This window comes from Ruminococcus sp. NK3A76, assembly GCF_000686125.1.
In the GTDB taxonomy this organism is placed as follows: domain Bacteria; phylum Bacillota; class Clostridia; order Oscillospirales; family Ruminococcaceae; genus NK3A76.
The window spans coordinates 204,376-217,371 of sequence record NZ_JMMA01000002.1; the positions used below are offsets into that span (position 1 = coordinate 204,376).

Below are 12,996 nucleotides of genomic sequence, written 5' to 3' on the forward strand. Positions count from 1 at the left end.
TTTCATTATCCAAACAGCCGTGCGATACGCTCACTTACCGACTTTTCAAGCTCCAAGAACCGCTGTTCAAGCTCCTCGCTGGGCTTCGGCTGCTGATACTTATAGAAATATCTTGTAAACGGGATCTCCGCACCTGTCTTGACAACAGGCGACTTCTTGCTCAGATCTTCCTCAAAGAACCACTGTGCATCGGGAACATGGGGAAGTACCTCACGAGCCATATAGTCCTCGATGCTCTCGTCAAACTTCACGATCTCCGTGTCCTTTGTCTCCTTATCGTAGATGATGTTACCCTTCTTGTCACGCTGGATCTCAGCAGACTTGGTCCTTTCCGACAGACCGTCAGCGATCTTGTCAATGAGCTTCTTGTCTGTTGTTGCCGTGCTGAGTATCTTAGTCAGTACGGGCATGAACTCCGCAGGGGACAGATATACCGCATCGGAAACAGCACCGCTCAGCGATTCAATGATCGCATCGTAAACGGGCTTGTTATTCTGATAGCTTTCGAGCTTCTTGACCTCTTTGCCCGTCAGCTCCTCTGCGTTTTCAAGCTCTGCCACCTTTGCAGGATCGTACAGCGAGGACAGCGAACCCTTTGACAGCATTGCCTGGATACGCTCCTCGGTCACAGCGTAGCTTCTCTGCAACGGCTGCATGACCGTGTATTCACGATAGATGAACTCGGTGTTCGGGTAGATCTTGCAAAGCTCGTTCTCTGTGAAGTCAGCATACAGCTTCGTGATAGCGGAACGGTCTTCGGGACTGATCTCGTTTTTCTTGTTGCCGAGTGCCTTGCGGAGCTTGTGGAAGATAGAGCCTGCATCAATGAGCTGAATCTTGCCACGGCGCTCCTCACGCTTATTCTTCGACAGCACCCAAATGTATGTAGCGATACCCGTATTATAGAAAAGGTCAACAGGAAGTGCGATAATTGCTTCGATCAGGTCATTTTCAAGCAGCCACCGTCTGATCTGGCTCTCGCCCGAAGATGTACCGCCCGAAAACAGCGGAGAGCCGTTCTCGATGATAGCAGCTCGACCGAGGGCATTGTCCATCTTGTTCACAGCCGACTGAATGAAAAGCAACTGCATATCGCCTGAACCCGGCAGTCCTGCACCGAAGCGACCGTCAAAGCCCTTCTGGTTCTCCTCCTTGACAGCCTGCTCAACACCCTCTGCTGCGTCCTTACCGCCCCATGGCGTACCGAACGGCGGATTTTCGATCACGAAACGCATCTGTCTGTCAGGGAAACAGTCAGCCTTCATCGTGTCCTGCATACGGATATTCTCGGCATTCTGCCCCTTGATGAGCATTTCAGCCACGCACATCGCATAGGACTCAGGGTTGATCTCCTGCCCGAACAGACGCACATTCGCAGTCGGGTTATAGCGATGAATGAAGTTATAGGAAGTTGAGAGCATACCGCCTGTGCCTGCTGCCTGGTCCAGTATGGTGATCTCCTTGTGGTCATCGAAAATATCGTCACAGCCCTCTGCAAGCAGAATATTGACCATGAGCTTGATAATATCTCTGCCCGTGTAGTGATCGCCGGCTTCGGCATTTTCGGAGAATCTACGGATCAAGTCCTCAAATATGTATCCCATTTTAACATTGTCAATGGTCTTGGGATCGAGGTCAAGCTCCGAGAAAGCCTTTACTACCGACAGCAGACGGTTGTTCTTATCCATTTTGTCGATCTGCTTGTCAAAGTCAAGGCTCTTGATGATGTCCTGCACATTGGCAGAAAAGCCCTCGATGTAGTTTCTGAAATTCGCCGCAAGGTGGTCGGGATCATTGACAAGCTCCGCAAGGGTGTACTCGCTCGTATTGAAGAACTGATACCCCGACACACGGCACATAGCCTTTGCAGGGTACGCAGGATTTTTCTTGTACTGCTCCACGACAGCCTGCTTCGTAGCTTCCAATGCACACTCAAAGCGGCGGATAATGACCATAGGAATGATAACATCCTTGTACTTGTCGCTCTGGTATGTACCTCTCAGCTTATTTGCAATAGACCAAATGAAGCCTACTTCGGTCGATACATCAATGGGGGCATCGTCCCACATTACATCTATTTTCTTATCAGTCATATTTTATTACTCCAATCATGAATTATATAAAAAAACCTTTAGCACATTATAACATATTATCTCAAAAATGTAAAGATTTTGCAGTCCGATAACTTGGACTGTATTGTAATATATTTATTTGACACACCCCTTCTAAACAAAGCCTATATTGTTGAGGGGTAATATAGTTTGTGTTACCCCTGACATATCCTGTTTTTATTTGTAATAATCACTTACCCGGTCAATTGATCCTTGTGGTAAAATCATCCAAATGCCCGACGGTAGATATTTATTGAATTATACAAAACGGAGAATTTGTTTCTTGCCCTCCTGTTTTGCCTTAACTCTAACCCTAAAATCCTAGGTATAAGTGAGAGGCTATTGTTTTCGATAAAATATTTTTTTTGATAAATCCCATCAGCTCCTCATTATTAAAAATGCTGTACAAGTCACACATTTTACATAGGGCTAATTTGTTGAATACAGAGAATTTGTACCATGATAGCGAAATATCACTTAAAAATATGCCGCATTATGTAGTGTCTTATGGAGGGAGTTTTACTCAATCGTTATGCAGACCGAGTGCATTTAAGCAGAGGGAGTATTCCGCAGCATCTATATGCAACCCATACATTTTCCATAGGGCTGATTTGTTGAATACAGAGATAATTATTACAGCTTTCCCGAAACCGCTTATATAATCGGCTCAAAATGTCGGTACTATTGAAGGCTATGCTGCACTCGCTACTGTCTGCACATATTTTGCAATAACTGCACACCCCAACACTCGCCCTTTGTGCAACCCTACGATTTTTTCAAAAGCCAATTAACTATTACGCTCGTCATTCAGAATTAACTTATGAAAGGCACAGTTTTTCCTGCCTCGCCAGCAGAAGAAAATTGCCATACCAATACACCCACAACCGTTCAGACCCGAAAGGAGGAAACAGCAGCGTACATTAAAACCATACAAAATAAAAACCATGTTGACGCATGACCTATCGCCAAGTCAAGCAGAATCAAAATCAGATAGAAGAATGACATTTGAATTTAACAGAAAAACAGCAGATCATTTCGCAGATAGCCCAGCTATTAGAACAGCTTATAGAAGCAGAAACGTCCGAGCCTTCACCGCAGCAAGATCAGACCGAAACTCAGCCGCTTGAAATGCTCACAGTCAAGGAGTGTGCTGCACTTGTAAATGGCTTATCCGAACACACAGTCCGCCAGCTTGTCGCACAGGACAAGGTCGCCTATGTAAGAGCAGGCAGCGGTGTGCGTGGCAAGATACTTGTAAGCAAAGCGTCTTTGCTAAAATATCTTGGAGTAGCAGATTGACCGCCAAAAAATCAACCCTGCCGAGAACGGCAGGGTGAAACGTGTAAATGCGTTTATTTGAATTTCCATTTCTCATAATTACGCAAGTACAGAAAGTCCCGGCATTTTACCGGCACTTTCCCGCAGGTGTTAACGAGGTTAACGCTGCGGTGTTTAGAGGTTTTGCAGCCCTAAACGCAGGCTCGAAAAAAGTGAGCCATTAGAACGATAATCAAAAAGAAAGGATTGATGAAAATAGCAAGAAAAAACAAATCGCTCCGCCGCAAGGAGATAGTGTATTCGGCGGAGGAATGGGCACAAATCGAGGAGAAGGCTAAGGGTTGCCATTTAAAAACCTCGACGTACATTAGGGCGATGTCGCTAAGTGGTGAGGTAAATGTTATTGATTTGAAAGAGATTGCACCCCTGCTCAATGGTATGAGAGTCATATCAAGAAATATCAATCAGGTGGCGAAGAAAGCAAATGAAATGTGCAGCATTTATGCTGCTGATGTGGAAAAGTTGAGAGGAGATGTGAGCCAGCTTTGCCATACTGTAAATCTGTGGCTATCCACCGTAATGTCAAACAAACGCTGACCTACATTCTCAACCCTGACAAGACCGACGAGCGAGTTTTGACAATCTCGCGGAATTGCATGACCGAGCCCGAGTACGCCTACACGCAGATGAAGACGGTTTACGAGCAGTACGCAAGGCGCAGCTACGATGCCCCTCCGAGCAAAAGCGGCAAAAGCCCCGTCAAGGCGATACATTACATAATGAGCTTTGCGGATTCTGAGAACGTCACGCCAGAGCTTGCACACAAGATAGGCATGGCATTTGTCCGCAAGATGTTCGGTGACGATGTGCAGGCGGTCATAGCAACTCATGTCAATACCGATCACGTTCACAATCATATCTTGATAAATTCTTACTCGCTCACCAGCAAGCGGTTTTATGACAACAAATCCACCGTCAGAAAAATGCGTGAGGTCACGAACGGGGTGTGTCGGGCATTTGGAGTTGAACCTGCCCTCAACTTTGAGAATGAGGGTAGGTCTATTAGTTACTCCGAATGTCAGCACAAGAAAAAGGGTACTTCTTGGAAAGAGCATATCAGAAAAGCAATTGACAGCTTGATACCCAGCGTCAGCAGCTTTGATGACCTGCTTGCGGAACTTGAAATGCAAGGGTTTACCGTCAAGCGAGATAAGAACATCTTGATAAAAGCCCCCGGGCAGCAGCGTTCGGTCAGTTTGTGGAAATTGGGAGAGGACTATACCGAGGAGTCGCTCAATGCGAGAATAGGTATGATTCAAGTTTTTGCAAAGCCTATTATAAAACAAGTTGATGTTTACAAACTCTCGGAGATGTTGTCTGTTATCAGCAAAGATCATATTTCATCAATCAGTGATCTGGAGGGGAGAATCATGCGATTGAGAAAAGAATATGAAAAGACTAAGGGTGAGGAATGTCGGGAGAAACTGAGAGAGTATTTGTATATTAGGGATACTTACAATGAGATTTCTAAGGGAGATTACATTTCAAAGCTCGTTAAGGAAGAAAAACTCCGCAGGGAGAAGGAACAGAAAAAGCAGCCGTACAGAAAGAAATTAAAAAGATAAACAGAACAGGAGACCAGCAGCGTATCTTGACTTTAAATCGTAAAAGTAATATAATAAAAGTGCAGAAATACGCCAATGGTCTCCGAAAGGAGGTAGCCACATGGCATCAATTGAAAAAAGAGGAAACAGTTACAGGATCAAGGTATCCTGCGGTTACAAGGTTGACGGAACACAGGTAGTGCATCGAATGACTTGGACTCCCGAGCCCGATATGACGCCCAAGCAGATCGAAAAGGAATTGCAAAGGCAGGCGATTCTTTTTGAGGAGGAGTGCAGTCATGGGCAGGTCGCTTCGGCGGTCAAATTTGAGGTACTGTCGGAGGAATGGTTCGAGCAGTATGCAAAGCTCAATCTGAAAAGCACTACATACACCAGACAACGCCAACTGACCAAACGTGTCTATAAGGCGATAGGTCATATCCGCATCGACAAGCTGACCGCAAGGGATATCCAGAAATTCATCAACAGCCTTGCCGGGGAAGGAGTAAACGAGCATACAGGCAAACCGCTGTCACACAAAACAATGATCCATTATTTATCGTTCATATCGACGGTGCTCGACTATGGTATAAAAATGGATATGCTGTCGGACAATCCGTGCAGGAGAGTGACCGTCCCGAAGGGCAGCAAGAAAAAGCGGCATATTCTCACAATGGAGGAAACACAGCATTTCTTTACGCTGCTTGATGAGCACGCAACGATCAAATGGAAAGCATTTTTTACGCTGATAATTTACAGCGGTATGCGTCGGGGGGAGATGCTCGGACTTGAATGGCATGACATTGATCTTCAAACGGGAGTTATCCACATTGAGCGAACGTCGAATTACACAAAGGCAAGGGGCATATATACCGATACCCCCAAGACCGAAAGCTCGGTGCGCTTCATAAAAGTCCCGATGAATGTGATAGACGTTTTGAAGGAATACAGAGAATGGCAGGATAGTGAGATCAGGCGACTCGGCAGCAAGTGGAACGAAACAGACCGCCTGTTTACAAAGTGGGATGGACGACCCATGAATCTTCAAACTCCATATGGCTGGCTGAAGGAGTTTTGCGAGGAACACAGCTTCCCATTTTATGGAATTCACCAATTCAGACACTTGCATACCAGCTTACTTATCGGTGCAGGTATCGACCCCACAACGGTTTCGGGCGTTTTAGGCCATGCCCAAGTTTCTACAACTTTGAACTTGTATTCTCATATGTTCAGAGAGAATCAGGTCAAGGCCTGCGATGCAGTTGCAAAGGCTCTGAGCTTTAACAATCCAGAACCTACACCTCCTAAAGATCCTGAACCGACTGTCACGGCAGACAATTGTAATGAAAGTGACATCAACCGTGCGAATATCATCTGCATCAAGACAGGGTACGGTGCGTGAAGAAAGCATAAGTCCCAAGTAAGTCCCAAGAGCGATTTTTCGGAAAATAAAAAACTCGGAAACTGGCGTATTTACGCTGTTTCCGAGCATATAGTCTGGTGACCCGTACGGGATTTGAAAATCCCCCACCCATTTATCTGATTTTCAGTAAATTTGAAAAAATGCGGAAAATACGGCATTTCAGAGCAAGTTGCAAAAGCTCACTTACTCTGTTTTATGCCAACTTTTTGTGATGATAAAGAACAAATAAAGAACAAGAATCACATCACGGCGTATCTTTTCAAATCTATTGTTGATCGGATTATTTTCATTTCAGATGAAATGAAAGCCAAACTGGAGGTTTTACAATGAGTAGAAACATTCTTGATGAACTTTACGACTATGACCTGTTTCACCTGACCGAAATTGAGGATGTGGACGGTTCATACAAGGCAGCACTCGACAGGCTCGTCAAGGCAGAAGCTGAGTTGAAGAAAGCCTATCCCGACCGTACTGACATTCTTGACGAATATCAGACAGCGGACATTGAACTGCACAACCTCTCCAACCGTAATGAGTTCCGCAAGGGTTTCAAGGTCGGCGCACAGCTCGTCCTTGAAATGATCAAGCCCATAAAGTGAGGTGGACGCTATGAGCAGATACAAGAGCGAACAGACCGCATACAGCCCACTGAAAAAGAAATACGTTCCGCTGTGGAAACTGGACACCAACAACGTGACTGTCACCCACTTCAATGCCGATACACAGACCGAGCAGAGCAAGACGTACAACACCGACTTCATCAGGTATCATCTTCATTTCTCTGACAGCCATTGCCCCGACAGGCTTCGCAGGCTCGTCAGCGAGGGGAAGATTATTCAGTACCTTGATGATCTGGAACGGAAAGTCAGCGATGCTATCTCCCGACAGGTGGAACTTTGTAAGCAGACTGATAGTTGCTATCAGAAAGCTGTCCTCAGTTGTGATGCTGAGAAAATGCTCGGTCTGGAGAACTGCTTCGTCTATATGGCAAGAGAAATCATCTTTGAATGTATGGTTTATATTTGAAATCAGACGGCTGTGCCTTCAGGTGCAGCCGTTTATTATACCATCATTTTGCGAATATCATAAACAAATTGCTTTTGAAAATAGAAGGCGTGATTTTTGTTTGATACATATCTATCATATACATCTGAGTAAATAGGGTGATAGTTACCATTTCTATCACGCGCATCCTTACTTCTAACTTGAATATGTATACCATTTGATGTATGGATAAATCCATCAGGGCTATTCTCAATATGGTTTCTAAGTTGTTGGCATATAGAGTAATAGTCGGCACGCCATATATCTTTTAGAGTTGCAAATTTACGAAGTGATAAATCAATATGAATGCTTGGTAAAAACATCCAGTCTTCTGGACGTCCATCTTTACATACTGGAACATACAGTATATTGCTTATTTTTTCAAATAGATGAGTTTCTTCAAATGTCCTTTCCTCGATCAACTCGTCAATAATGCTGCTAATTTGTGTAATAAAAACTGTTTCTTTAGGATTACCACGTGAATCACATTTGTTGGTTTTTAATTCACCATCATCAAAATCCATATTTGAACTTGAAAGATGTAATCCAAGCGCCAATTCAAGTAATTGACCTGTTTTCCCCTTATTAACAATGATCATATTCATATCATCTGGAGAAAAAAGTTCTCCAAATTTTATCCCAGCAATTCTGTTAAAACGAACACACGCCTCATCAAGATACATGATTATTCACTCCTTAAAAAACTCAGTAATTTCAATACTCAGCGTATTAGCTAACAAGTTAAGAAAAGAAAGAGAAACACTCTTATCACACTTAGCAGATTCCAGTTTCGTAAGATAGCTTAAACTGATTCCAGTTTTCTCACACAACTGAACTTGTGTTAGTCCTGCAATCGTCCTATACTTTTTTATATTTTTGCCGATAACCGCATACAATTTTTCGTCCGATTCAAACAACACATCGCTCACCCTTTCTCTATGATAATTATAACATAAAACTAAAAGCCGTATGTTTCACATATAGTGAAACATACGGCTTAATGCTATTATTTACTTTCTGAATACGAATAAGTATTCATGTGCTATCAAAAGAAAATTATACTTGACACTGTTAGTTTTCCAATATCCCGTTGCTTTGCAGTTATGTTGCTCTTTAATGATAAGCTCTTTCAGCGTAAATCCTGCTTCTTGGAATATCTTCATTACGTCAAAGCTCATAGGTATCATACAGCCCTTTTGACGAGTATCACCCATAAGCACAGCACAGAACTTTCCTTTTTTCAGCACACGATAACACTCAGCTGCAACAGGCTTCATAGCTTCCAGAAAGTCTTTTACTTTGAGCTGCGATAAATCCTCGGGTATTCCGTCACTGTATTTGATTATATCAGCATAGGGCGGGTGGGTGCATATAAGGTCTACGGATTCATCACTCTGGAAATACAAATCACGAGCGTCACCCTTATACAAAAACACTTTGCCCTGTGCAGGAGGATAGTCAAAATCTATTTTTTCACGGCAGCGTGTGAGTGCTTCATCATTGCAGTCAACACCAATTATATTTCTGTTGAGCAGCTTGGCTTCAACGAGGGTTGTTCCACCGCCTGCGAACTGATCAAGAACTAAATCGCCTTCCTGCGAATATCTGAGAATGATATTTCTCGGTATATATGGCGACCAGTTACCACGCCACTTAGCATCGTGGGTTGCCCAATCCCCACGTTTCGGAAATGACCAGTGCGTAGTCATTTCAAGTTCAAAATCATCGGGCTCCCATTTTTTGATTTTTTTCATACTTGTATAAATCTTTGCATTAATGGTATAAAATCTTTTGTAGGTATTTTTTCAACATTAGCACCTGACCTTTGATAATATTCATTTTCATACATTGCAGGTTCTGATAAGCCTTGTACCTTAAAGATTAATACCATTTTTCCGCCATAATCAAGAAACTTGATATTGTTTAATATGTCTTTTTTGTACGATTCTGATATGTCAATTTTCTGAATTTTATTAACTATATATTGGTAAAATTTATCTTCTCCCTTTCCGAACATATCAATATCAAAATTCACACCTGTAACATAGTAACTATGATATTGTACGGGTTTATACTTTTCATCAATATTAACAAGTTTATCAGAATCAGTTTTTTTGTCAGCAACTCCAACTATCACATATCCAATTGAATTCTTTCCTGCATTTGCCATTGCTGTGAGTGTTAATAATATTTTACATAATACATCATCGTTAAATTCTCGCTTAACTTTATTATAAAAGCCGAGTTTAAAATCAAAACAGGTTTGTTCTGTTTTTGATTGTTGTAATATAGTTTCTAATTGTGTACTCCATAGAACTGTAGCAGGGTCATCTAAGTTTTCAACAAAGTGATTCTGGATAATTCCTACAACCGCTGATATATTTGTTTCTCGTTCTTTAGCACTCCAATTTCCTCCACCTTGACTTAATCTAATATGGTTTGTTATTCCATTTAATGATGCCGATATTTCAGAAATACTCGTTAGTTTTTTATTCTGTTTAATCATTATATTATATAATGCTAAGAAGATTATTTCAAAATATCTTGGAACTTTACTAAAACTTCTACCACTTGAAATTAAGGAATTAAATGATTGTTCTGAGAAGTTTAGAATTGATTTAATTAAGTCATAAACTTTAATAAAATCATCGTGCGTCTTTTCAATGGAGGTCAACAGTATTCTGTTTTCTATTTCAGATGCTCTCTTGTTTTCACCTTTTAAAGAATAATAATCATCTAAGATATTACTATTTGAAGCGGGTATTTCATCAGATAGAATTGTTGCAATTATATCTGCTATTATTTCTTCATCTTTTGATTCACGAACCTGCTCTCTAGAAATAATTGCATTTTTCACCCAGAAAACTTCATCAACATTTATTCCATAATCAAGATCCCTAGATGTAACACTTATCATAGCCATTTTATTTAATTCAACTTTATCAGTTAATGATGTATCTCCTCTTATTTCTGAGGAAATTTTTCTAACCATATCAGCAAAATTTGATATAGCTCCTGCTTGTCTTATTTCTTGGCGTGATAGATGTTTGCCATTAGCATTAATTCTCCTGAAAACCTCATCTATTTCTTCTGCATTTGCTCCACGATATGTTGACATAGGTAACAAATATCCTGCAATATCCGAGCAAATAACTCTGTCAAGAATTGGTTCTTTTTGTTTAATTTTATTAGTATCCAGTAAGAGTTTTGTTTCTGCCATGGTTTCTAAATCAAAGTATTTACCGTTGACAGGAAATTCATTTTCAATAAATGACACGATAGCATTGAGTCGTTGCATTCCGTCTATTATTTCTAAATCAATATCTTTTTCATTTCCAGATTCAGCAAGTAGAATTAGCGGAACTGGGTATGATTTCATGATCGAATCGATGAAAGCAGCCTTTTCATCAATTGTCCAGACCAGTTTTCTTTGATATCTTCTATTTACAATGAGTTTTCTATCCAAATAGTATTTGTATACTCGTTGAATATTATCTGAGGTTACATTTAAATCTTTCATATAATACACCTTTCTTATTATCTGTTCATTATAAAAAATTATAAATAATCCCATTCTCCATATCCGATATAGAATACATTGTATCCAGCACATCAAACGTTTCCTCAAGGTTACGTCTTGCACTCTGCCACCCCTTGCCATCGGTGAACCACACGAAAGTAAATCCGTCTATGGTATCAACTTCCTGTGCTATCTGCTTATAGCTTCTTGCGGTTTCATTCAGCTTTGACCCACCACTTGCATAAAAGTTGGTTTCAATACCATAAATCATATTCTCGGTCTTTATAACGAAGTCAAAACGCTTTTCCGCCTTGCCCTGATTGGATATAGCAGAAAGGTCGATGCCCCATTTCTCGGTTATTTCGTGTATGTACATTTCCTTGAAATAATTCTGACCCTTGATATATCCCGCTTTTTTGATAAAGCTCTCAACAAGGTCTTCCATGAGATGCCCGCCACGATTTTTTCTTCCGTTGGAATCAAGACCTGTTTCAACACCTGTTGCATAATCGACCAGACTGTGGATGATATGCTTTTCCATAAGATCAAACAAGCCTGTCTTACGCATGAATACAGTGTACTGCTCGGGAGAGTAGTTCATCTTCTTGAAGTTATAAGAAAACTCCCCGTCACCGTCTATTGCATATATTTCATTCGCCCTGACAGCAAGCAGCAAAGGAATACATTTCAGCGTTTCGGGATACTTGCTTACTATTTGCATAAACTCGTTTTCAATATCCTTTGAGCCGACTAAGGCATTCAGAATATTAAGCTCAACCTTTATGCTGTCAACGTTCCTATGTACCTTTGCAAAGTCAATATAGTATTCATAGTTTGCTATACTATCCCGGAATTTTCCGAGCCATTCGTTAAAGTTTCGTTTCATAAGTTACCTCTTAACTTTACATGGCTTTCCTGCTTCGCAATGAGCACTTCTACATTCTCTACAATATGATTGAGGAATGGTTTTATTATTCGGTGTTCTCCAACCGAAGTATTTTTCTATATCATCTAATCCTTTTGCTGTTTTTTTACAGCAAGGACAACGAGCTTCAATAGTGTATGGCATAGATATCATCCTTTCGTTTCAATAATTGCATATCAACAGTTCACTGACTGTTCCTCGACCATTTGATTTGCTGTTTATCATTCTTGTAGCGGCAACTCTGTCAATGAAAAACATCTTGTAAATATCATCAAAGAAATTATCATTTTCATCTGCATTATGCGGATCAGAATTACTCGCTACAACCTTAGCACCCTTTTCAGAAATCTTTTCAATGAAATGTCCAAGCTGTATCTGCTGTTCATCGCCGAACTCTGTTTTGGCGTAAGAGGTAAAAGACGAAGTTGCATTCAATGGGCGGTATGGCGGATCTATGTAGACAAAAGCATTATCAGTAATAAATGATTCGCATTCACTATAATCGCCGCAGTGAACGTCTACTCTTTTTAGAAGTTCACTTATTGTGCGAATATTTTCAGCATCGCAAATAGGTGGTTTCTTATATGAACCAATAGGAACGTTGTACAGCCCTTTGCCATTGACTCTATAAAGTCCGTTAAAGCAAGTCTTGTTAATGAAAATAAATAAAGCAGCTTTTTCTTCAGTCGATGCACTTTGCTTTATAAGTTCATTAAAGCGCTCTCGCTGAGAATAAAAGTATTCTTTACGCTTTTCATCATTCATATCCCAAAAATCGCCCTGCATCTCTGAGAGCGTAGCAATAACACTTTCAGCATTATCTCTTATCTGAATATAGGTATTTGTCAGTTCGGGATTGATGTCGTTTATCAGCACTTCCTTCGGCTGAAAATTTGCAAGCACGTCAAGAAGCACTGCTCCGCCGCCGACAAACGGTTCACAGTAACGTTCGATCTTGGCAGGGTATTTCTTTCTTATTTCTTCAAGAAGCTGGCTTTTGCCGCCTGCCCACTTTATAAAAGGTTTTACAGTTGTGTACATTTCAATCACCCTAAAACAGCCTAATTATAGTTATCAATATTCAATTTACA

Annotated in this window: 13 protein-coding genes; 6 read left to right on the plus strand and 7 right to left on the minus strand. The window is 41.2% G+C overall.

Annotated features, from left to right (window positions below; translation table 11 throughout):
- Positions 1–5: 5 nt before the first annotated feature.
- On the minus strand, positions 6–2,093 hold the full coding sequence (locus CD05_RS0101110) for a class I SAM-dependent DNA methyltransferase (RefSeq protein WP_028508936.1): 2,088 nt from the start codon (positions 2,091–2,093) through the stop codon (positions 6–8).
- Positions 2,094–3,116: 1,023 nt separating this feature from the next.
- Here CD05_RS0101110 and CD05_RS0101115 point away from each other — a divergent pair.
- The 6 genes from CD05_RS0101115 (at position 3,117) to CD05_RS0101145 (ending at position 7,442) form a co-directional block, all read left to right on the plus strand.
- On the plus strand, positions 3,117–3,410 hold the full coding sequence (locus CD05_RS0101115) for a helix-turn-helix domain-containing protein (RefSeq protein ID WP_028508937.1): 294 nt from the start codon (positions 3,117–3,119) through the stop codon (positions 3,408–3,410).
- A 228-nt stretch (positions 3,411–3,638) separates the two neighbouring features.
- Complete coding sequence (locus tag CD05_RS0101125) at positions 3,639–3,986, plus strand: plasmid mobilization relaxosome protein MobC (protein WP_242841214.1); 348 nt, start codon at positions 3,639–3,641, stop codon at positions 3,984–3,986.
- Positions 3,935–5,014, plus strand: a complete 1,080-nt coding sequence (locus CD05_RS0101130) for a relaxase/mobilization nuclease domain-containing protein (RefSeq protein WP_242841215.1) — start codon at positions 3,935–3,937, stop codon at positions 5,012–5,014. The genes CD05_RS0101125 and CD05_RS0101130 overlap by 52 nt, the downstream gene beginning before the upstream one ends.
- Before the next feature lie 100 nt (positions 5,015–5,114).
- Positions 5,115–6,395, plus strand: a complete 1,281-nt coding sequence (locus CD05_RS16940) for a site-specific integrase (protein WP_084262061.1) — start codon at positions 5,115–5,117, stop codon at positions 6,393–6,395.
- Between the two features lie 347 nt (positions 6,396–6,742).
- Complete coding sequence (locus CD05_RS0101140) at positions 6,743–7,015, plus strand: DUF6809 family protein (protein ID WP_028508940.1); 273 nt, start codon at positions 6,743–6,745, stop codon at positions 7,013–7,015.
- Positions 7,016–7,025: 10 nt separating this feature from the next.
- Positions 7,026–7,442: a hypothetical protein gene (locus CD05_RS0101145; RefSeq protein ID WP_028508941.1), complete on the plus strand. Its 417-nt coding sequence runs from the start codon at positions 7,026–7,028 to the stop codon at positions 7,440–7,442.
- A gap of 35 nt (positions 7,443–7,477) precedes the next feature.
- Here CD05_RS0101145 and CD05_RS0101150 read toward each other — a convergent pair whose 3' ends face one another.
- The 6 genes from CD05_RS0101150 to CD05_RS0101175 form a co-directional block, all read right to left on the minus strand.
- Positions 7,478–8,143 carry a MutH/Sau3AI family endonuclease gene (locus CD05_RS0101150; protein ID WP_028508942.1) on the minus strand — a complete coding sequence of 222 codons (666 nt, stop codon included), beginning with the start codon at positions 8,141–8,143 and terminating at the stop codon, positions 7,478–7,480.
- A gap of 6 nt (positions 8,144–8,149) precedes the next feature.
- The gene (locus CD05_RS0101155) at positions 8,150–8,389 is read right to left on the minus strand and encodes a helix-turn-helix transcriptional regulator (protein WP_347494863.1); all 240 of its coding nucleotides are present in this window, start codon (positions 8,387–8,389) and stop codon (positions 8,150–8,152) included.
- A gap of 81 nt (positions 8,390–8,470) precedes the next feature.
- Positions 8,471–9,214 carry a DNA methyltransferase gene (locus CD05_RS0101160; protein WP_028508944.1) on the minus strand — a complete coding sequence of 248 codons (744 nt, stop codon included), beginning with the start codon at positions 9,212–9,214 and terminating at the stop codon, positions 8,471–8,473.
- A complete protein-coding gene (locus tag CD05_RS0101165; RefSeq protein WP_037323189.1) occupies positions 9,211–10,980 on the minus strand; it encodes a DUF262 domain-containing protein in 1,770 nt (589 codons plus the stop codon). Before CD05_RS0101165 ends, CD05_RS0101160 begins: the two co-directional genes overlap by 4 nt.
- A gap of 28 nt (positions 10,981–11,008) precedes the next feature.
- Positions 11,009–11,866: a type II restriction endonuclease gene (locus CD05_RS0101170; protein WP_028508946.1), complete on the minus strand. Its 858-nt coding sequence runs from the start codon at positions 11,864–11,866 to the stop codon at positions 11,009–11,011.
- Between the two features lie 201 nt (positions 11,867–12,067).
- On the minus strand, positions 12,068–12,946 hold the full coding sequence (locus CD05_RS0101175) for a DNA adenine methylase (protein ID WP_028508947.1): 879 nt from the start codon (positions 12,944–12,946) through the stop codon (positions 12,068–12,070).
- Positions 12,947–12,996: the final 50 nt, after the last annotated feature.